Origin of the sequence: Paracoccus sp. MA (genome assembly GCF_020990385.1) — a bacterium.
Lineage (GTDB): Bacteria > Pseudomonadota > Alphaproteobacteria > Rhodobacterales > Rhodobacteraceae > Paracoccus.
In genome coordinates this window covers 1233374-1251875 of sequence record NZ_CP087598.1, presented here as the reverse complement: position 1 = coordinate 1251875, position 18502 = coordinate 1233374, and the positions used below count along the sequence as shown (strand labels likewise).

23 protein-coding genes are annotated in these 18502 nt (G+C 67.0%); 5 read left to right on the top strand and 18 right to left on the bottom strand.

Annotation, left to right across the window (positions count from 1 at the left end; translation table 11 throughout):
• Positions 1–47 precede the first annotated feature (47 nt).
• A complete protein-coding gene (locus LOS78_RS13315; protein ID WP_230377047.1) occupies positions 48–602 on the bottom strand; it encodes a gamma-glutamylcyclotransferase in 555 nt (184 codons plus the stop codon).
• A 92-nt stretch (positions 603–694) separates the two neighbouring features.
• Here LOS78_RS13315 and LOS78_RS13310 point away from each other — a divergent pair, with 92 nt between their 5' ends.
• Complete coding sequence (locus LOS78_RS13310) at positions 695–1702, top strand: DUF2125 domain-containing protein (RefSeq protein ID WP_028716864.1); 1008 nt, start codon at positions 695–697, stop codon at positions 1700–1702.
• Here the strand turns inward: LOS78_RS13310 and LOS78_RS13305 are convergent.
• The 11 genes from LOS78_RS13305 to yajC form a co-directional block, all read right to left on the bottom strand.
• Positions 1699–2634, bottom strand: a complete 936-nt coding sequence (locus LOS78_RS13305) for a prephenate/arogenate dehydrogenase family protein (RefSeq protein WP_230377046.1) — start codon at positions 2632–2634, stop codon at positions 1699–1701. The genes LOS78_RS13310 and LOS78_RS13305 overlap by 4 nt on opposite strands.
• Entirely contained in the window at positions 2634–3737 is a 1104-nt protein-coding gene (hisC, locus tag LOS78_RS13300; RefSeq protein ID WP_230377045.1) for a histidinol-phosphate transaminase, read from the bottom strand. The genes LOS78_RS13305 and hisC overlap by 1 nt, the downstream gene beginning before the upstream one ends.
• Positions 3738–3930: 193 nt before the next feature.
• A complete protein-coding gene (locus tag LOS78_RS13295; protein WP_036698161.1) occupies positions 3931–4449 on the bottom strand; it encodes a DsbE family thiol:disulfide interchange protein in 519 nt (172 codons plus the stop codon).
• A 13-nt stretch (positions 4450–4462) separates the two neighbouring features.
• Entirely contained in the window at positions 4463–4606 is a 144-nt protein-coding gene (ccmD, locus tag LOS78_RS13290; RefSeq protein WP_028714180.1) for a heme exporter protein CcmD, read from the bottom strand.
• On the bottom strand, positions 4603–5328 hold the full coding sequence (locus LOS78_RS13285) for a heme ABC transporter permease (RefSeq protein WP_230377044.1): 726 nt from the start codon (positions 5326–5328) through the stop codon (positions 4603–4605). Before LOS78_RS13285 ends, ccmD begins: the two co-directional genes overlap by 4 nt.
• 52 nt (positions 5329–5380) lie before the next feature.
• Positions 5381–6037, bottom strand: coding sequence for a heme exporter protein CcmB (gene ccmB / locus LOS78_RS13280; protein ID WP_230377043.1), 657 nt, complete (start codon positions 6035–6037; stop codon positions 5381–5383).
• A gap of 30 nt (positions 6038–6067) precedes the next feature.
• The gene (gene ccmA / locus LOS78_RS13275) at positions 6068–6700 is read right to left on the bottom strand and encodes a heme ABC exporter ATP-binding protein CcmA (protein ID WP_230377042.1); all 633 of its coding nucleotides are present in this window, start codon (positions 6698–6700) and stop codon (positions 6068–6070) included.
• Entirely contained in the window at positions 6697–7053 is a 357-nt protein-coding gene (locus LOS78_RS13270; RefSeq protein ID WP_028714176.1) for an Mth938-like domain-containing protein, read from the bottom strand. Before LOS78_RS13270 ends, ccmA begins: the two co-directional genes overlap by 4 nt.
• On the bottom strand, positions 7053–8045 hold the full coding sequence (secF, locus tag LOS78_RS13265) for a protein translocase subunit SecF (protein ID WP_230377041.1): 993 nt from the start codon (positions 8043–8045) through the stop codon (positions 7053–7055). The genes LOS78_RS13270 and secF overlap by 1 nt, the downstream gene beginning before the upstream one ends.
• Positions 8046–8057: 12 nt before the next feature.
• On the bottom strand, positions 8058–9722 hold the full coding sequence (gene secD / locus LOS78_RS13260; RefSeq protein ID WP_230377039.1) for a protein translocase subunit SecD: 1665 nt from the start codon (positions 9720–9722) through the stop codon (positions 8058–8060).
• 15 nt (positions 9723–9737) lie between these two features.
• Complete coding sequence (yajC, locus tag LOS78_RS13255) at positions 9738–10070, bottom strand: preprotein translocase subunit YajC (protein WP_028714173.1); 333 nt, start codon at positions 10068–10070, stop codon at positions 9738–9740.
• Positions 10071–10251: 181 nt separating this feature from the next.
• Here yajC and mazG point away from each other — a divergent pair, with 181 nt between their 5' ends.
• Positions 10252–11103, top strand: a complete 852-nt coding sequence (gene mazG / locus LOS78_RS13250) for a nucleoside triphosphate pyrophosphohydrolase (protein WP_230377037.1) — start codon at positions 10252–10254, stop codon at positions 11101–11103.
• Positions 10997–12022, top strand: coding sequence for a phosphotransferase (locus LOS78_RS13245; protein WP_230378519.1), 1026 nt, complete (start codon positions 10997–10999; stop codon positions 12020–12022). Before mazG ends, LOS78_RS13245 begins: the two co-directional genes overlap by 107 nt.
• On the opposite strand, the gene dusA is transcribed toward LOS78_RS13245, so the two are convergent.
• Positions 12006–13016: a tRNA dihydrouridine(20/20a) synthase DusA gene (dusA, locus tag LOS78_RS13240; protein WP_256451349.1), complete on the bottom strand. Its 1011-nt coding sequence runs from the start codon at positions 13014–13016 to the stop codon at positions 12006–12008. The genes LOS78_RS13245 and dusA overlap by 17 nt on opposite strands.
• Before the next feature lie 112 nt (positions 13017–13128).
• Between dusA and LOS78_RS13235 the strand changes: the two genes are divergently transcribed.
• Positions 13129–14214 (top strand): site-specific integrase, encoded by a 1086-nt coding sequence (locus LOS78_RS13235; RefSeq protein WP_230377033.1) that lies wholly within the window; start codon positions 13129–13131, stop codon positions 14212–14214.
• 245 nt (positions 14215–14459) lie between these two features.
• On the top strand, positions 14460–15680 hold the full coding sequence (locus LOS78_RS13230; protein ID WP_230377031.1) for a Hint domain-containing protein: 1221 nt from the start codon (positions 14460–14462) through the stop codon (positions 15678–15680).
• Between the two features lie 27 nt (positions 15681–15707).
• Here LOS78_RS13230 and LOS78_RS13225 read toward each other — a convergent pair whose 3' ends face one another.
• The 5 genes from LOS78_RS13225 to LOS78_RS13205 all read right to left on the bottom strand — a co-directional run bounded on the left by LOS78_RS13225 (position 15708) and on the right by LOS78_RS13205 (position 18255).
• Entirely contained in the window at positions 15708–15974 is a 267-nt protein-coding gene (locus LOS78_RS13225) for a hypothetical protein (protein WP_230377029.1), read from the bottom strand.
• A 55-nt stretch (positions 15975–16029) separates the two neighbouring features.
• Positions 16030–16269, bottom strand: a complete 240-nt coding sequence (locus LOS78_RS13220; protein WP_230377027.1) for a hypothetical protein — start codon at positions 16267–16269, stop codon at positions 16030–16032.
• Between the two features lie 186 nt (positions 16270–16455).
• The gene (locus LOS78_RS13215) at positions 16456–16947 is read right to left on the bottom strand and encodes a ferritin-like domain-containing protein (protein ID WP_230377026.1); all 492 of its coding nucleotides are present in this window, start codon (positions 16945–16947) and stop codon (positions 16456–16458) included.
• 191 nt (positions 16948–17138) lie between these two features.
• Positions 17139–17498, bottom strand: coding sequence for a hypothetical protein (locus LOS78_RS13210; protein WP_230377025.1), 360 nt, complete (start codon positions 17496–17498; stop codon positions 17139–17141).
• Positions 17499–17556: 58 nt separating this feature from the next.
• Positions 17557–18255 carry a spermidine synthase gene (locus LOS78_RS13205; protein ID WP_230377024.1) on the bottom strand — a complete coding sequence of 233 codons (699 nt, stop codon included), beginning with the start codon at positions 18253–18255 and terminating at the stop codon, positions 17557–17559.
• Positions 18256–18502: the final 247 nt, after the last annotated feature.

Genomic DNA, 18502 nt, shown 5'->3' with positions numbered 1-18502 from the left:
AGGCGGGACCGGCGCCTGCCAAGCGCCGTCGCAGCGGCGGATCGCCTCTATTCCGGCCCGGGCCGCAGCAGGCCGCGCACCTGCCGCGCCAGTTCGGCCATGGCCAGGTCCTCGATGCCCATCTGCTCAAGGTGGCGGGCGGTGTTGAACAGGTAATCGGCGTTCGGCCCGCGGCCGCCCTGCGCCCGGGCGATGATCCGGGCCTGTTCCTGCAGGTCGATGGCGCCGGCATATTGGTCGTGGTCGCGGCGGATCACATAGGTGACCGCCTCGACCCGGCGGCCGTCCTCCAGCGCCAGCGGCAGCCACAGCTCGGCATAGGCGTTGGTGGTCAGCTCGCGCGCGCGCAGGCCGGCCAGCGTCTCGTCCCAGTCCGGCTCGGCGACGCGCAGCGCCAGGCCAAGGCAATGCGCCCCCGGCTCGGCATCGAGGCCCAGGACCAGCCCCGGCGCCTCGACGGTGCCGCGATAGACGACCGAGCGCAGGCAGAAGCTGCGGGCATAGCCGTCGAGCCGCGCCGACACCATCTCGGCCACGCGAAAGCCCGGGTCCCACATCAGCGAACCATAGGCAAAGACCCAATGTTGCGGCCGTTCACCCATTCTTTACCCCGGTGCCCTAGATCATTCGGTCAGGAAAAACTTAGGACAGCAGGGCCGGCGTTCCAAGACGCCATGACAGACGCGAGGATAGGATGCGCCGACTGCCAGCCCTGCTGATCGTGCTTGCCCTGATTCTGGGCGGGCTTTGGCTGGGCGGCGAAAGCCTGATGGCGCAGCAGCTGCGCCGGATCGCCGCCGGACAGCCGATGCTGGAACTCGGCGCGGTGCGGGAATTGCGCGACCCGCGACGGATCGGGGTGCAGGCCGCGGCGCTGGAATTGCAGACGGAGGCCGGCAAGGTCGCCCTGCCCCGGGCCGAGCTGTGGCTGAACCCGCTGCGCCCGACCGAGCTGCGGCTGGACCTGCCGCCCCGCGCCACGCTGGACCCCGGATCGGGCCCGCTGGAGCTGGGCCTTGCCGACGCCTCGGCCCGGCTGCGGCTGCAACCGCTGAACGGCCTGGCGATGGCCTCGGCCGGGGTCGCGGCCGGACGGCTGACGGTCGAGGATGCCGAACTGGCCCGGGCCCTGCGCGCCGATGCCGAACTGGCTGCGCTGGAGGCGGATGCGCCGCCGGGGGCCGCCGCGGCCTATGACCTGGACCTGACCGTGGACGATCTGGACCCCGCCCTGTTCGCGGCCCTGCCCCTGCCCGGCCGGCTGAGCCTGACTGCGACGGGCCGGGTCTGGCTGGACGCCCTGCCCCGCCCCTCGGCCCTGTCCGCCGATCCGGCGCCGCTGCCGGTGGGCCTGCGCCTGGACGATGCCGAGCTGCGGCTGGGCACGCTGCAGGCGCGCATCCTCGGCCGCGTCCAGGCCGATGCGCAGGGCCGCGCCCAGGGCCGGCTTGCGCTTTACACCCGGGATGCCGAGCCGCTCTTGCAGGCCGCGGCCGCGGCCGGGCTGATCCCGCCGAAGGTGGTGAGGCTGGCCGGGACCATGCTGAAGAACATCTCGGAGCTTCCTCTGCCCGAGGATGCCGGCTTCCGCTTCCCGCCGCCGGCAGAGGGTGAATTGCGCCTGCCGCTGACCTTCGCCGACGGCAAGACGAGCCTCGGGCCGCTCACGCTGGGCCCGGCGCCAGCCTTCCCGCGCCGCTAGGGCTTGGGCGCATGGCCTGCGGCCAGGCTGCGGCCGAAATCCGGTGCCGCGGTATCCTGCCCGGCCTCGACGATGCCGCGCCGGATCGCACGGGTGCGGGTGAAGTAATCGTGCAGATGCGCCCCGTCGCCCATGCGGATCGCCCGCTGCAGCACGAAAAGCTCCTCGGTGAAGCGGCCCAGGATGTCCAGCACCGCCTCCTTGTTCTGCAGGAACACATCGCGCCACATGGTCGGGTCCGAGGCGGCGATGCGGGTGAAATCCCGAAAACCCGCGGCGGAATACTTGATGACCTCGCTTTCGGTGACGCGCTTGAGGTGATCGGCCACCCCCACCATCGTATAGGCGATCAGGTGCGGCGTGTGGCTGGTCACCGCCAGCACCAGATCGTGATGCGCGGCGTCCATCTCCTCGACATTGGCCCCCATGGCGCGGATCAGCGCCGACAGCCGCGCGACCGCCGCCGGATCGCTGCCCTCGACCGGGGTCAGCAGCCACCAGCGGTTGCGAAACAGCGAGGCAAAGCCCGAGCGCGGCCCGGAATGCTCGGTCCCGGCCAGCGGATGGCCGGGGATGAAATGCACCCCCGCCGGCATGTGGGGCGCCACCGCCTCGATCACCGCCTGCTTGACCGAGCCGACATCGGTGACGGTCGCGCCCGGCTTCAGATGCGGCGCGATCTCGGCCGCGACCGCGCCCATGGCGCCGACCGGCACCGCCAGAACCACCAGATCGGCGCCCTCGACTGCCTCGGCGACACTCTCGGCCACGCGGTCGACCAGGCCGATCTCGGCCGCGACCGCGCGGGTCTCGGGGCTGCGGGCATAGCCCACCACCTCGCCCGCCAACCCGGCCTCGCGCATGGCCAGCGACATCGACCCGGCGATCAGCCCCAGCCCGATCAGCGCCACCCGGTCATAGATCGCGGCCATCAGCGGCTTCCCGCGCGCTCGGCCATGAACTGGCCGATGACATGGGCGACGCGCCGGCAGGACGCCTCGTCGCCCACCGTGATGCGCAGGCATTGCGGCAGGCCGTAGCCGGCGACGCGGCGCACGATCAGCCCCTGGGTCTTGAGATATTCGTCGCAGGCCCCGGCGGTTTCCACGTCGGCAAAGCGCGCCAGGATGAAATTCGCGCAGGAGGTGTCCGAAGGCACGCCCTTCTCGGCCAGCGCCTCGGCCAGCCAGGCGCGCATCCGGACATTCTCGGCCTGGCAGCGGGCAATGTGCTCGCGGTCGCGCATGGCGGCCTCGGCGCCTTCCAGCGCGACATTGGACAGGTTGAAGGGGCCGCGGATGCGGTTCAGCACATCGACGATCTGCCGCGGACCGTAGCCCCAGCCGACGCGCAAGCCCCCCAGTCCGTAGATCTTGGAAAAGGTCCGGGTCATGAAGACGTTGGGCAGCCGCGTCGCCAGCTCGGCGCCGCCGTCATAGTCCTCGACATATTCGGCATAGGCGGCATCGACCACCAGGATCGCGTGCGGCACGGCGCGGGCCAGCCGCTCCAGTTCCGGCAGGCCGATCATGGTGCCGGTCGGATTGTTCGGATTGGCGACGAAGATCAGCCGCGTGCGCGGGGTCGCGCCGGCGATCAGCGCGTCCACATCGGTCACCCGGTCGCGCTCGGCCACCTGCACCGGCGTCGCGCCGGCGGCATGGGCCGAGATGCGATACATCAGGAAGCCGTGCTCGGTGAACAGCACCTCGGTCCCGGGCCCGGCATAGGCCTGGCAGAGGAAATGGATGATCTCGTCCGATCCCACGCCGCAGATGATGCGGTCAGGGTCCAGGCCATGCACCTCGCCGATGGCGCCGCGCAGCCCGGCATGGTCGGTATTGGGATAGCGATGCAGGCTGTGGGCGGCGCGGATCACCGCCTCGCGCGCCTTGTCCGACGGCCCGAAGGGGTTCTCGTTCGAGGAAAGCTTCACGACATTCTCGACCCCCGCCACCTTCGAGGCCCCGCCTTCGTAAAGCGAGATCTCCATGATGCCGGGTTGCGGAGCGATGGTCGTCTGGTTCTGCGACATGGCGGCCCTCTTGCAAGCCCGGCCGTCTTAGCGCCCGCCGCCCGGCTTGGAAAGCCTCCGCGCGACCGCCCCGGCCTTCACCGTTTCCCAAATACTCCTGCGACGGCGCAGGCTGCGAAGGCGCCCCGGTCTCCCCCAGGCTTCTTCGTTCCGAAAATACCCATGCAAGGCCGCAGCCAGGCCGGCGCGGCCCTCATTCGGCCGCCAGCGCCTTCTCCAGCTCGGGCAGGAAGCGGTTCGTGTAATCCTCGCGCACCAGCGGGCCGGCATGGCGATAGAGGATGCGGCCCGAACCGTCGATGATGAAGGTCTCGGGCGGCGCGGTCACGCCCCAGTCGATCGCCACCCGGCCGCGCGGATCGGTGGCCAGCGCATGGAACGGGTCGCCATGCTCGGAGAGGAACCCCAGCGCCGCGCCCTCGGGATCCTTCAGGTCGACGCCATAGACCGGCAGCCGGGCGGAAAGCTCGGTCAGCGTCGGATGCTCGGCGCGGCAGGGCGGGCACCAGCTGGCCCAGAAATTCACCAGCTTCACCCCCGGCTGGCGCAGCATCTCGTCGGTCAGCTGCGCCTTGCCGGGCAGCGTGGTCTCGCCCACCGAAGGGGCCTCGCGCCCGACCATGGCCGAGGGCAGCGCGTCGGGATCGTCGCGCAAGAGCGCCCAGCCGGCCAGCCCGGCGAAGCCGGCGAAGACCGCCACCGGCAGCATCATCATCGGCGAGACCCTAGCCACGGCGCTCATGCTCCTGCAATTCGCGGCGGGCCCGGGCATTGGCCAGCACGGTCTGGACGATGATGCCGACCAGCAGCACCAGGCTCGCGCCATAGGCGGCCAGGACGGTGGTGGCGTATTTGCCAAGCTCGGTCATGCGCGGTTCTCCCTTGCCAGCAGCGCGGCCAGGCGGCGGCGGCGGATCTCGGTGCGGGTGCGGATCAGCAGAAGCGCCAGGAACAGCAGGAAGAACCCCGCCATGGTCAGATACAGGGGATAGCGATAGACCGCCGCCATCCGCTCGCCCGGCGCCAGCGACAGCGAGGCGCCCTGGTGCAGGCCCTGGTTCCAGAAATTCACCGCATAGCGCGACAAGAGCGCGAAGACCGAGCCGACAAGGCACAGCACCCCGGTCAGGTCGGCGGCGCTGTCGGGGTTCTCGACCGCCTCCCACAGCGCCATATAGCCCAGATAGAACAGGAACAGGATCAGGAACGAGGTCAGGCGCGGATCCCATTCCCACCAGGTTCCCCACATCGGCTGGCCCCAGATCGCCCCGGTGATCAGCGCGATCAGCGTCATCACCGCACCGACCGGCGCGGCGGCCTTGGCGGCCAGCGCGCTGACATGGTGGCGCCGGATCAGCCAGATCAGCGAGGTCACCAGCATCATCAGCCAGATGTTGATCGCCATCAGCGCCGCGGGCACATGCAGGAAGATGATCTTGACCGTCGAGCCCTGCTTGTAATCCTGGGGGGTCAGGAACCCCCAGACCAGCCCCGCGACGGTGCAGATCGCCGCCCCCGCCACCACCCATGGCAGGATCGCGCCCGAGATGCGCATGAATTTGACGGGGTTGGCATATTCCCAGATCGACATGATTGCTCCGTAAACCGGGCGCGCCGCCCGCTCAAGTGGCTCGATGTCGCATTCACCGCAGATTGACGCGCAGGGCCGCGGCGGCGGCAAAGGGCGCCAGCGCCCAGGTGGCGAGCGTGATCGCGGCAAGAAAGACCAGCGGCACCGCCGGGTCGGCGCCTGCGGCACCCCGCCGCACCGCCTCGGCCCCGAAGATCAGCGTCGGCACGTAAAGCGGCAGCACCAGAAGCGACAGCAGCAGCCCGCCCCGCCGCAGCCCCACCGTCACCGCGGCCCCGAAAGCGCCCAGCATCGACAGCGCCGGGGTGCCGAGGATCAGCGAGGCGACCAGCCAGGGATAGGCCGGCCCCGGCAGGTGCAGCAGCAGACCGAAGACCGGCGCCGACAGCGCCAGCGGCAGCCCGGTCACCAGCCAATGCGCCAGCGCCTTGATCGCCACCGCCCCCTCCAGCGGCAGCGGCGCCGTGCCCAGCAGGTCGAGGCTGCCGTCCTCGAAATCCAGCGCGAAGATGCGGTCGAGCGACAGAAGGCAGGAGAGCAGCGCCCCCACCCAGAGAATGCCGGGGGCGATGCGCGACAAGGTGCCGCCCTCGGGGCCGACGCCGAAGGGGACCAGCGTGCAGACGATCAGGAAGAAGGCCAGCGCCAGCCCGAAGCCGCCGCCGGCCCGCGTGGCCAGCCGCAGGTCGCGGATCAACAGCGCCTTCATCCGCCCGTCCCCGTCATCCGCCCATCCTCGTCATCCGAATACCTCGTTGAATCCGGCCGGGCGCGATTCGCGGCGGGCCTGCGTGGCGCGATAGGGGCCGAGGTCGAGGATCTCGGCCTCGGGCATGCCCAGGTCGATATGGGTGGCGATCACCGCCGCGCCGCCCCGGCCCAGATGGGCGCGCAGCATGGCGGCGAACAGCGCCACCGAATCGCGGTCCAGCGATACCGTCGGCTCGTCCAGCAGCCACACCGGCCGGCCCGTGACCATCAGCCGCGCCAGCCCCAGCCGCCGCTTCTGCCCGGCGGAAAGCGCATGGGCCGGCCGCGCCGCCAGCTCGCGCAGGTTCATTGCCTCCAGCGCGGCGGCGATGTCGCGGCCGCCGAAGATCTCGGCCCAGAAGCGCAGGTTCTCGGTCACCGTCAGCGCCGGTTTCAGCCCGTCGGAATGCCCGGCATAGGCGACGGCCTCCGGCACGGCCTCGATCACGCCGGCGACCAGCGGCTGCAGCCCGGCCAGCGTGCGCAGAAGCGTGGTCTTGCCGATGCCGTTCGGCCCGCGCAGCACCAGCGCCCGGCCGGCATCGAGGCTGAAGGAAACCCCCTCGACGGCACGCAGCCCGCCCCGCGCCACGGCCAGGTCGCGGACCGCAAGCAGGCTCATAGCGGGATCAGCGCACAGGCCACGCGCCGGCCTTCGGACAGCGTGACGTTGTAGCTGCGCGCCGCCGAGGGCGAGCTCATCGGCTCGGCCATGACGCCCGCCTCCTCCAGCGCCGCGGCCAGGTCGCGCGGCGGGAAGGCGATCTCGGCCCCCATGCCTAGGAACAGCACGTCCACCTGCCCGGCCAGCGCCAGCAGCGCCGCGCGATCCGCAAGCCCGGACCAGGGCCGCACGCCCTCGGCGGTGACGATCACCGCGCCGTGATGCACCACGCCGCCGACTCGGAAAAAGCCGGGGCCGTAGCCGTCCACCGGCACGGCCCCGGAAAATTCCGTCGGCACCATCGTGGGCATCAGGGGGCGTCCCGGAAGGCGGCGGGGATATCCTCGCCCGGGGCCTTTTCACCCGCGCCGGGCTTGGACCAGTCGCGCTTGACGCCCAGCCACAGCACGATGTTCTTGGCGACATAGATGGTCGAATAGCAGCCGACGATCACGCCCCAGAGCATGGCGATGACGAAGTCGCGGATCACGTCGCCGCCGAAGATCAGCATCGCGGTCAGCGCGATGGCGGTGGTGACGGCGGTCATGATGGTGCGCGACAGCGTCTCGTTGCAGGTCAGGTTCATCAGGTCGAGCAGCGGCCGCGTCTTGTATTTGATCAGGTTCTCGCGCAGCCGGTCGAAGACGACGACCGTATCGTTGCAGGAAAAGCCCAGCGTCGTCAGCAGCGCCGCGATGGTGGTCAGGTCGAAGCGCAGCTGGAACAGCGAGAACAGCCCGACCGTCAGCAGCACGTCGTGGATCAGCGAGATCACCGCCCCCAGCGCGAACTGCCATTCGAAGCGCAGCCAGATGTAGAACATGATGCCGATGGTCGCCGCGCCCACGGCATAGAGCGCGGTCTTGATCAGCTCGCCCGAGACCTTGGGGCCCACCGATTCCACCGCGGCGAAGGTCACCTGCGGATCGACGGTCTTCAGCGCCGCCTCGATCTCGTTCAGCTGCTCGGGCGTGACCGAGCCGGTCTCGTCCGTGGTGCCGATGCGGATCATGGCGACATGCTTGGTGGTGCCGAAGGCGGGGTCGAAGACCTCGGTGATCGAGACATCGCCCAGGTCCAGATCGCTCATCGCCTGCCGGTAGTCGCCGACCTCGAAGGCTGTCGGGCTTTCGGTGCGGATGGTGGTGCCGCCCTTGAAGTCGATGCCGAAGTTCAGCCCCATGACCAGCACGACCACCACCGAGGCGACCATCGCCGCCGCCGAGACGCCGAAGGTCAGCCATTGCCAGCGGAAGAAGTTGAAGCTGGTATTGTCGGGAACGAGTTTCAGACGAAATGCCATGGTCCTGCTCCCTTACAAGATCAGTTCTTTGGGCTTGCGCCATTCCAGCCAGAACACGATCAGCAGCCGCGTCAGGTAGATCGCGGTGAAGACCGAGGTGACCAGGCCGATGGTCAGCGTCACCGCGAAGCCCTTGACCGGGCCGGAGCCCAGGAAGAACATGACCATGGCGGCGATGAAGCTGGTCACGTTGGCGTCGATGATCGCGCTCATCGCCTCGTTGAAGCCGTCGTCGATGGCCTTGACGATGCGCTTGCCGGCGCGCAACTCCTCGCGGATGCGCTCGTAGATGATGACGTTGGCGTCCACGGCGGTGCCGACGGTCAGCACGATGCCGGCGATGCCGGGCAGGGTCAGCGTCGCCCCCATCATCGACATGACCGCCAGGATCAGGATGACGTTGACGATCACCGCGACCGAGGCGAAGACGCCGAACAGCCCGTAGCTGGCGACCATATAGGCCACCACGGCGACCGTGGCGATGACCGAGGACAGACGGCCGGCGTCGATGGAATCCTGCCCCAGTTCCGGGCCGATGGTGCGTTCCTCGAGGAAGGTCATCTGCGCCGGCAGGGCGCCCGCGCGCAGCAGCACGGCCAGCCGGGTGGATTCGTCCACGTTCATCGCGCCCGAGATCTGGCCCGAGCCGGTGGTGATCGCCTGCCGGATCACCGGCGCCGAGATCACCTGATTGTCCAGCACGATGGCGAAGGGCTGGCCGATATTGGCCGAGGTATAGGCCCCGAACCGCTTGGCGCCCGAGGGGCCGAAGCGGAAATCCACCGCCGGCTGGCCGTTCTGGTCGAAGCTGGGCCGGGCGTCGGTCAGCTCCTCCCCGGTCACGACCGGGTTTTCCTCGATGACGTAATAGACGCCGGGCTCGTCCATCGAGGGCAGCAGCACGTTGCCGGTGCCGGGGCGCGCATTGGCGTCGGTGGTGCGGTTCACCACCGGGTTGAAGGTCAGCTTCGCCGTGGTGCCGATGAGCTGCTTGAGCTCTTCGGCCGAGCCGATGCCGGGCACCTGGATCAGGATGCGGTCCTTGCCCTGGCGCATGATCGTCGGCTCGCGCGTGCCGACCTCGTCGATGCGGCGGCGGATGATTTCCAGCGACTGCTGCACGGTGCGATCATCGGTCGCGGCCTTTTCCGCGTCCGAGAGCTGCACGTGGAGCCGGTTGCCCGAGGCCGAGATCGCCAGGTCGCTCTGCCCCGCCCCGGTCAGCGAAGTGACGGGCGTGGCGAGGCCGCGCGCGATCTCGACCGCCCTGGCCATCTGCTCGGGATTGCCGATCTCGACCGCCAGCTGGCCCGCGGGGGCCTGGACGCGGCGGACGGCGCCGACCACCTCGCGCTGCGCCACCAGCGCGTCGCGCAGTTCCGGCCAGAGCAGATCCATCCGCGCCTTGTAGACATCCTGGACATGCACCTCGCCCAGCAGATGGGCGCCGCCGCGCAGGTCGAGGCCCAGGTTGACCAGGCCCGAGGGCAGCCAGTTCGGCCATCCGGCGCGGGCTGCGGCTTCCTCCGGGGTTTCGAACCCGTTGCGTTCGGCGGCGGTGATGGCGTCGTTATGCTGCTCGACCTTGGTATAGAACAGGTTCGGCATCGCATAGAGCAGGCCCAGGGCGACGAGCCCCAGGATCAGCAGACGCTTCCAGAAAGGGATGTCCAGCATGGCGGGATGTGGTCTTCAGCTGTTGGCGGCGGCGGGCTGGGTGCGGTTCACCAGCCCGGTCACGGTCGAGCGGATCACCCGGACCTTGACGCCGGGGGCGATCTCGACCTCAAGCTCGTTCTCGCGCACCGAGGTGACCTTGCCGATCAGCCCGCCCTGGGTGATGACCTCGTCGCCCTTCTTCAGCGCCTCGACCATGGCGCGATGTTCCTTCATGCGCTTCTGCTGCGGGCGGATCATCAGGAAATACATGATGACGAAGATCAGGATGAGCGGCAGGAACGAGGCGAGTCCTGCGGCGCCGGAAGCGCCTCCGGCGGCCTGGGCATAGGCGGGGGTCACGAGCATTAAGTCTATCCCTGTGCTGTCGATCTCCGGGCGGTCCCCCGGCGGAATTGGCGCGCACCCTATCCGCGGCTCGGACCGATGGCAAGAAAGCCCGGACCGGGCGCCGGCGACGCCGCGCCGTGGACATGGGGCCGCGCATGTGGCAGGTCAATGCGGGCCAAGCCTATCTAGGGGGATCACCATGGCTGAGGACAAGGCGCCCCATCCCGCGCCGGACCATCCCGCGCTGGCCCGCGATGCGGCGGACCGCACCGGCATCCGCCGGCTGCTGGCGATCATGGCGGCGCTGCGCGATCCGCAAAGCGGCTGCCCCTGGGACATCGAGCAGGACTTCGCCTCGATCGCGCCCTATACCATCGAGGAGGCGCATGAGGTCGCCGACGCCATCGCGCGCGAGGCCTGGGACGAGCTGCCGGGCGAGCTGGGCGACCTGCTGCTGCAGGTGGTCTTTCACGCGCAAATGGCCGAAGAAGCGGGCATGTTCGATTTCGCCGACGTGGTGGCGACGATCTCGGACAAGATGATCGACCGCCATCCGCATATCTTCGGCGACGAATCCCGCGACAAGTCGGCCGCCCAGCAGATCAAGGACTGGGAGGCGATCAAGGCCAGGGAACGCGCCGCCAAGGCGGAAAGGGGCGTGCTGGACGGCGTGGCGCTTGGCCTGCCGGCGCTGACCCGCGCGGTCAAGCTGCAGAACCGCGCCGCCCGCGTCGGCTTCGACTGGCCGGGCCCCGCCGAGGTGCTGGACAAGATCGTCGAGGAAAGCCGCGAACTGGTCGAGGCCAAGGCGGGCGCCGATCACGCCCATTTGACCGAGGAATTCGGCGATCTGATGTTCGTGATGGCGAATCTGGCCCGGCATCTGGACATCGACCCCGAGGAGGCGCTGCGGCTGGCCAATGCCAAGTTCACCCGCCGGTTCCGTGCCATCGAAGCGGCGCTGGCCGCGCGGGGCCGCCGCCCCGAGGACAGCGACCTGGCCGAGATGGACGCGCTTTGGAACGAGGCCAAGGCTGCCGAGCGCGCCTGACCCGCTGGCCGCCATCGCGGCGCTGCCGGGGATCGAGCCGCTGCGCCTGCTGCGCGACCGGCCCGACCGGCTGGTGCTGCAGATCCGGCTGGACGGGCGCCCGGCCTGGCTGAAGCTGTGGCGCGGCCCCGATCCGACGGCCGCGGTCGCACAGGCCGAGTCGCGGCTGCGCGCCGCGGCGCTTGCGCTGGGACAGGCGCTTGACGCGGTCGCCCCGCCGCTCCTGATCCTGCCCGAACGGGGCATCCTGATCACCGCGCCCGCGCCGGGCCGGCCGGTGGCGCAGGCCCTGGCCGGCGCCGACCAGGCGGAGCGCGCCGCGCTGATCGCGCGCATGGGATCATGGCTGCGCCGGCTGGCCGGCACGACGCGCGCCCGCGGTCGCTTCGGCCCGCGCTTCTGGCTGAACGGGCTCGAGGCGCGGATCGCCGCCGCCACGGGCGACTGGATCGACCGCGATCTGGTCGCCGGCCATATGCGGCGGATGCGGGCCGAGGCCGAAAGCCTGCGCGGCGCCGCGGTCGAGCGCGGCCTCTGCCACGGCGACCTGACCCCCGACAACCTGTTCGTGGATGCGCCCCGTCCCGGCATCCTGCGGCTGACCGCCATCGACATGCAGGGCGCGACCGAGATGGCGCTGGCCCGCGACATGGCGCGGCTGCTGGTCTGGCTGGAAAGCCGGCGCGAGCGGCCGCCGGCCCCGACCCGCGACGGCATCGCCCTGCCCGACTGGCTGGCGCTGACCGGGGTGCCGGGCCTGATGGCGCCGGACCAGGCGCCGATCCTGCGCTTCCTGATCGGAGAGCTGATGCTGGCCTATTATCTCGACAGCGCGCGCCAGCCCGCGCGCCGCCGGGCGCTGGTCCGGGCGATGCGGGACTGGGGCGGGCAGGATCGGGCGATCACGCCGGCGCCATGACCTCGGCCAGCGCGGCGTCATAGACCGCCAGCGCCTCGGCCCGGTCGCGGGCGCGCGACGCGCCCTCGGACAATTGCCGCCGCCAGCCGCGCGCCCCGGGGCGGCCGTGGAACAGGCCCAGCATGTGCCGCGTCGCCTGATGCAGCCGCCCGCCCCGGGCCAGATGCGCCTCGACCAGCTCGCGCAGCGCCCGCGCCGCCTCCAGCGGGTCGGCGAAGCGCGGCTCGTCGCCCCAAAGCCGGTCCGCCTGTCCCAGCATGTCCCAGGGCTGGTGATAGGCCGCCCGCCCGATCATCACCCCGTCCATCGCCGCCAGATGATCGCGCGCGGCGTTGAGCGAGGCGATGCCGCCGTTGATCGACAGGTGCAGGTCGGGAAACGCCTGCTTCATGCGACGCACCAGCGGATAGTCCAGCGGCGGGATCTCGCGATTCTCGCGCGGGGAGAGGCCCTGGAGCCAGGCCTTGCGGGCATGGATGGTCAGGCGGCGGACGCCCGCCTCGCGCATGCGGGCGATGAAATCGGGCAGCACCGCCTCGGGATCCTGCTCGTCCACGCCGATGCGGCATTTCACCGTGACCTCGACCGGGCTGGCGGCGATCATCGCCGCAACGCATTCGGCGACCAGTTCGGGCCGGGTCATCAGCACGGCGCCGAAACAGCCCGATTGCACCCGGTCGCTGGGGCAGCCGACGTTCAGGTTGATCTCGTCATAGCCCCATTCCGCGCCGATCCGCGCCGCCTCGGCCAGCTGCGCGGGGTCCGAGCCGCCCAGCTGCAGCGCCACGGGATGTTCGGCCGCGTCGAAATCCAGCAGTTTCGCGCGGTCGCCGTGGATCAGCGCCGGGGCGGTGACCATCTCGGTGTAAAGCAGCGCCCGGCGCGACAGCAGCCGGTGGATGCGGCGGCACAGGCTGTCCGTCCAGTCCATCATCGGCGCAACGGACAGCATTGCGCTATTGTTTTCATTAATAAAATTGCCAGTTCTGGCCATTTCTAGCACCCGTCGCGGCCGCTTATCCTGCCTTGTTTTTGCTGGTTTAATTCCGTTCCCGTTTTTGCTTTGCTTACGTTTAGCAAGAATCGCAGAGGCTTTAGCAAATCACATGGGAACGATCACCGAGCGCCGCCTCAAGGACGGCTCGATCGTCTATACCGCACAGGTCCGGATAATGCGAGATGGCAGGAAGGCCTCCGCGTCCTCCACCTTCGAGAGGAGGTCGGCAGCCGAGGCATGGCTGCGCCGCAAGGAAGCTGAGCTAAAGAAGCCTGGCGGGTTCGAGAAGATGGAACGCCAGCGCACCGGCGGCGCCACGTTGGCCGAGGCGATCGACACATATGTCAGGACGTCGACAAAGCAGATCGGCAAGACCAAGGCGCAGGTGCTGAAGTCCATCAAGTCCTTCGAAATAGCCTCCCTGCCCTGCGCCGCCGTAACTTCGCAAAAGCTCGTCGAGTTCGCCCAGGAGCTTTTTGACGGTGGCCGCCAGCCCCAGACGATCGGTAACTATCTGTCCCACCTATCGGCGATCTTCGCCATCGCGGAGCCGGCATGGAAGATTCCGCTGGACCCGGCCGATATGCGCGCCGCGACTACGGTGTGCAAGAACCTCGGGCTGATAGGCAAATCCAAAAAGCGCGACCGGCGGCCCACCCTTGAGGAGATGAACAAGCTGATGGCGCATTTCGAGGACCGCTGGCGCAAAGGCCGCGCGCTTCCTATGCACAAGGTCTGCGCCTTCGCGATCTTCTCGACCCGACGCCAGGAGGAGATCGTGAGCATCACCTGGGCGGATCTCGAAGCCGGCCGCGTCCTGGTGCGCGACATGAAGCATCCCGGAGAGAAGGAAGGGAACAATATCTGGGTTGACCTGCCGTCCGAGGCCGAGCGGATCGTCAAGACCATGCCGGCCGAGAGCAGCCGCATCTTCCCCTACACAACCGATGCGGTGGGCACCGCGTTCACCAGGGCATGCAAGCTGCTTGGCATTGAGGACCTGCATTTTCACGATCTACGCCACGAAGGCGTGTCGCGGCTTTTCGAGATGGGCAAGACCATCCCCCAAGCTGCCAGTGTGTCGGGACACAGGAGCTGGCCCAGCTTGCAGCGCTACAGCCACCTGCGAGCGACGGGTGACAAATGGGCAGGCTGGAAATGGCTCGACAAGATTGCACCGCCAGCACCAATCTGATGGGCGGCTACGATGATGATGGCTTCCGGAGCCCGAGCGCGTCCTTGCATCGTTCAGTTCAGAGTCAGCTGCACAAGAAATGCACACGCGGCTGTGATTTTATTTGATCGGCAGCGAAGAATCGTTCATAGGTAGAGTGCCGCGCTTCGTTTTCAAGCGTGCAATGTAAATTGCTCGGTGTCCCGGTTTTCTTTTCAACCTATCGACCGGCCAAGTTGGCGGCGGTCTGACAAAAGGTGGCAATCATGCCTTATATTACCGAGATCCCCTCAAACCTCATCACCGTGGGCCTTGATGGCGTCGTTGCCTTCGTTCCCGACACGTCACTGCTCAACGCGTTCGAATCCTCCCAGGAGTTCGCGCAATATGACGTTGACGCCAACGGCGCGACCACGCTCAGCAACGGCGACAACATCACGCCGGTGGACGCTGAAGGCAATCCTCTCACCAGTACGGGCACCTATCTTGGATCTACCACGGTCCAGAACGCCGCGGCTTCTGTCGGCATTCCGGGCTTGGCAACCATCGGGTTGCAGGTGAACCCGATCAGCGGTCACCTGATGGAAGCCGACGGTTCCTATTATTTCGTGAGCGACGAGCCGCTGGACGACGACCATCTGTCGGTCACAGCTTCGATCACGGTCGCCGGTCAGACCGTTTCCGTGACGGGGCCCATTTCGGACATTGCCGAACAACTGGCGGCGGCAGTTGAGGGTATCCCGATAGCCGGACCGGTGGCTGCCGGCCTCATCCGGGGATCCGCCGATCTGATCCAGTCCACCGCCAACACGGCCATCGTAACGATGGAGCATGACCCCAACGGCACGCTGGAGTTGACCGACGACGAAGTCATCTGCTTCGCTTCCGGAACACTTATTGAAACCGAAAGGGGTTTCGTGGCGGTCGAGGATCTCAAGGTCGGCGACCTGATTGCAACGCGGGACAATGGCTATCAGCCCATCCGTTGGATTGGCTCCGTAAAGCTCTCCGCCGCAGTGTTGAAAGCCAAGCCGAAGCTGCTGCCAATCCGCATCAAGGCCGGCGCTCTTGGCAGAAAAACCCCTTCCACCGATCTTCTCGTGTCGCCGCAGCACCGGGTTCTCGTCCGGTCGAAAGTGGCGCAGAAGATGTTCGGCGCCATGGAAGTCCTGGTCGCAGCCAAGCAGCTGCTCCAGATCGAAGGTGTGGATATCGCCAAGGATATCGACAGCGTGGAATATTTCCACTTCCTCTTTGATCGGCACGAAGTAGTGAACTCCAACGGGGCCGCCACTGAGTCTCTCTACACCGGTGCCCAGGCGCTTAAAACGGTGGGCCCGGCCGCACGCGAAGAGATCTTCTCCCTTTTCCCGGAACTCCGGGAGGAGGAATTCGTACCTGCGCCCGCACGCCTCCTGCCGTCCGGCCGCAAGGCGCGCAAACTAGCAGTCCGTCACATTCAGCACCATCGCTCCATGGTCTGCTGATCGCAGATTCATAGCAGCTTCCAGGGGTCACGGAGGAATCCGTGGCCCTTTTTTCATCGACGCGCTCAAGATGCCGGCAACTACCTCCCCCCATCTCGCAAAGATCGCGCCGGAGAGGCCTGCGGCCGCGACCGCGGCGCCGATCACCGCCTCTACATTGATCGACAGCATATGGGTGGCGACGTCATAGGTGACACCCCAGCCCCGTTCCTTGGGCTCGGTATAGATGTCCCAAGACCACTCGCCGCCCCATTCGTGCCGCACCCCGCCGACGAGCACAGCGTTGCGCAGCATGGCGTAAGTATCCTCGATCACACCCGCAATTTCATCGCGTTACCGAGGCAGGCACTCACGCCGCCATGTCGAAGATGTCGAAGGCCAGATACAGATCATCCTCGATCAGATCGGCCTTCATCGTGACTTCGGCGTCTCCGGCCTCGGCCGAGTGCAGCCGCGCCGTCCATATCTCGTCCTCGCCGCGCAGGTCAACCACGGCATGCCCGGGAAACCGGAATGCGAGATAGCGGCGTACATGCGCCTCCATGCTGTCATCTGGCTCGGCCGCCAGAACGTTACCGATGATCATCATGACAGCCTCCTGATTCTCACCCCCCCGAAGGAGAACACAAAGAGAACAATTGTGTCTAGATGCTCGGTGATCACGCTGCCGTAGGGACCTGTCGCGCCTCGTTCGAGCCGAGGCGAGACGGTGAACTGTCGTGCTGTATCCGTTAGCTCGCAGGCTTCAACAACCTAAGTCACAAAAGAGCAACGCCTATTTCTTGGAGGGTTGCTTGGCCTCATTCACGGTGGTTACCGCAAGCGCAGTCAGTTTTGCGTTCGCAGCTTTTTCCTCGTCCAGGATGGATGTAAGCAACGCGTGCGCCTCGTCATGGCCCAGAACCTTGGCCCATTCGCGCAACGTGCCATAACGTGCGATCTCGTAGTGTTCGACCGCTTGAGCTGCTCCGATCAGCGCCACATCCAAAGCATGGCCCGAAGCCTCTTCAATCAGGCCATCGGTCTCCTTCAGCAGGCCGTCCATGGCGTCGCATTTTTCGCCTTTGGCGTCCTGCCCGATTGACTTGAAGACCGCCTCCAAGGTCTTAATGTGTCCTTTGGTTTCCTTGAGATGGCCGTCAATTGCTGTCTTTAGCTCGGCGTTGTTTGCAGATTTGGAGACCTTGGGCAGAGACTTGGACAAGGCGTTTTCTGCCCAGTAGATATCCTGCAAAGTATGCTCGAACGCGTCCTGCAACGTTTTCATCAGATAGTTCCTCCACAAAACTCACCGCTTGGCGCGGTATGCCTCGGTAACGCCACAATGGATGGGCGGTTCCAGAAACGACGCTCGGACAAGGCACGGTGATGATGGACCACTGACGAGGAGACCAAAGCGGTTTGAAGCGCCCTTAACACGAAAAAGCCCCGCCCCGCCGAACCGAGGCGGGGCGCAGGTCAATTATGGCGGAGATCAGACCGCTCTTCAGCGTCGAGCCTCGCCACCATGGCATCAAACAAGCTCTTAGCTTCATCGTCCGTCAGCTTCTCGAACTTCTGTCCCTCAGTCTGCCGGTATTCCGGGTCATGTAGTTCGGGAACGAATTTTTGCCCCATCTCTTCACCCTCCACCTGACTGATGTGGGAGGCTAGCACGGAGACAAAGAGATGCCGAATCCTGACGCGCGCACCGGCGATCTGCTGCTGCTTGTCGCACCAGCCGAGCAAACGCGGGGCGAGCGCGCCTCGTCTGCCGCCGACTTCATCAACCAGAGATTTGGGCCGGGGACGATCCGGTTCGGCGTAACCCAGCCGCACCCGGGGTTCTTTGAGCGAGGCTGAACTTGAGCGTCAGCTATGCGGACCTTCCCGTGCCTCAGCTGGCCTTGCGCAGCCCAAGCACCTGCGCGTCGACAGCGCAGCTATAGATGTGATGCATGGCATCGACACGGCCCGGAATCAACGGGATGTCTTCGCGGGTCCAGCACCACGGGTATTTCGCTAGGGTGCGCTCGAAGCGGCTGGATGCCGTCGCGGACCAGAATGCCGCCAGCCCGCCGGGGGTCAGCGCCTCGGCTACGATGGCGATACCGTGATGCTGATAGAGGTCTACGTTCTCGGGGCGAACGACAAAGTCCGGGCCGTTATCAGTGTCAAGCAGGATCAGATCATACTGCCCTTTGGATGATGCCAGATGATCGCGGACATCGCCGATCACCACCTTGCTGCGCGGATCGTCCAATGGACTTTGCGCCAGATGCGCCAGCGAGCCATGGTTCCATGCCACCACCTCGGGGATGATCTCGCAGACCGTGACCTCGGTATCTGGCGCGGCCAGATCCAGAAGAGCGCGCAGGCTGTAGCCCAGACCCAGCCCGCCGATCAGCACCCGCTTTGCCCGGAAATCCAGCCGCCGCATCGTCCGCAGCGCCAGTTGGATTTCGGATTGATGGTTCAGGTTCGACATCAGCTCGATGCCATTATAGCGGATTTCATAGATATCGCCGCGCTGGCGCAGCATAATGTCATCGCCCGACGCAGTGCGCGCGCGGGCCAGAGTTTCCCACAATGTCATGTCATTTCCCGTAGATGTCACGCCGCAGGACCATGGTGCGGCAAAGGATTGGATTCGGTCGGATGCGTCAGGGTTGCCAGTCGTCAGCGACCAGACAACCCCGGAACATTGTTGGCCCTGGAACCGATCAGAAGGGGAAACAGGGCTGAGGGATTGAACACGCCGCGCGACTCCTGCCGGATCATATTGGGAAAGGCTCAAACCAGCCAGCGGGCAATATGGTCCGGGCTATCGCGACTTGCAAGGC

Excerpts from the sequence above, each read along its gene's own strand:
- LOS78_RS13310 (WP_028716864.1), top strand. The coding sequence starts at position 695 with ATGCGCCGACTGCCAGCCCTGCTGATCGTGCTTGCCCTGATTCTGGGC.
- LOS78_RS13215 (WP_230377026.1), bottom strand. The coding sequence starts at position 16,947 with ATGAAAACGTTGCAGGACGCGTTCGAGCATACTTTGCAGGATATCTAC.
- LOS78_RS13270 (WP_028714176.1), bottom strand. The coding sequence starts at position 7,053 with ATGCCCACGATGGTGCCGACGGAATTTTCCGGGGCCGTGCCGGTGGAC.
- dusA (WP_256451349.1), bottom strand. The coding sequence starts at position 13,016 with ATGGCCAGAACTGGCAATTTTATTAATGAAAACAATAGCGCAATGCTG.
- LOS78_RS13235 (WP_230377033.1), top strand. The coding sequence starts at position 13,129 with ATGGGAACGATCACCGAGCGCCGCCTCAAGGACGGCTCGATCGTCTAT.
- ccmD (WP_028714180.1), bottom strand. The coding sequence starts at position 4,606 with ATGACCGAGCTTGGCAAATACGCCACCACCGTCCTGGCCGCCTATGGC.
- secD (WP_230377039.1), bottom strand. The coding sequence starts at position 9,722 with ATGCTGGACATCCCTTTCTGGAAGCGTCTGCTGATCCTGGGGCTCGTC.
- ccmB (WP_230377043.1), bottom strand. The coding sequence starts at position 6,037 with ATGAAGGCGCTGTTGATCCGCGACCTGCGGCTGGCCACGCGGGCCGGC.
- hisC (WP_230377045.1), bottom strand. The coding sequence starts at position 3,737 with ATGTCGCAGAACCAGACGACCATCGCTCCGCAACCCGGCATCATGGAG.
- LOS78_RS13295 (WP_036698161.1), bottom strand. The coding sequence starts at position 4,449 with ATGATGCTGCCGGTGGCGGTCTTCGCCGGCTTCGCCGGGCTGGCCGGC.
- LOS78_RS13220 (WP_230377027.1), bottom strand. The coding sequence starts at position 16,269 with ATGATGATCATCGGTAACGTTCTGGCGGCCGAGCCAGATGACAGCATG.
- ccmA (WP_230377042.1), bottom strand. The coding sequence starts at position 6,700 with ATGAGCCTGCTTGCGGTCCGCGACCTGGCCGTGGCGCGGGGCGGGCTG.
- LOS78_RS13205 (WP_230377024.1), bottom strand. The coding sequence starts at position 18,255 with ATGACATTGTGGGAAACTCTGGCCCGCGCGCGCACTGCGTCGGGCGAT.
- LOS78_RS13315 (WP_230377047.1), bottom strand. The coding sequence starts at position 602 with ATGGGTGAACGGCCGCAACATTGGGTCTTTGCCTATGGTTCGCTGATG.
- yajC (WP_028714173.1), bottom strand. The coding sequence starts at position 10,070 with ATGCTCGTGACCCCCGCCTATGCCCAGGCCGCCGGAGGCGCTTCCGGC.
- LOS78_RS13230 (WP_230377031.1), top strand. The coding sequence starts at position 14,460 with ATGCCTTATATTACCGAGATCCCCTCAAACCTCATCACCGTGGGCCTT.
- mazG (WP_230377037.1), top strand. The coding sequence starts at position 10,252 with ATGGCTGAGGACAAGGCGCCCCATCCCGCGCCGGACCATCCCGCGCTG.
- LOS78_RS13285 (WP_230377044.1), bottom strand. The coding sequence starts at position 5,328 with ATGTCGATCTGGGAATATGCCAACCCCGTCAAATTCATGCGCATCTCG.
- secF (WP_230377041.1), bottom strand. The coding sequence starts at position 8,045 with ATGGCATTTCGTCTGAAACTCGTTCCCGACAATACCAGCTTCAACTTC.
- LOS78_RS13305 (WP_230377046.1), bottom strand. The coding sequence starts at position 2,634 with ATGGCCGCGATCTATGACCGGGTGGCGCTGATCGGGCTGGGGCTGATC.
- LOS78_RS13225 (WP_230377029.1), bottom strand. The coding sequence starts at position 15,974 with ATGCTGCGCAACGCTGTGCTCGTCGGCGGGGTGCGGCACGAATGGGGC.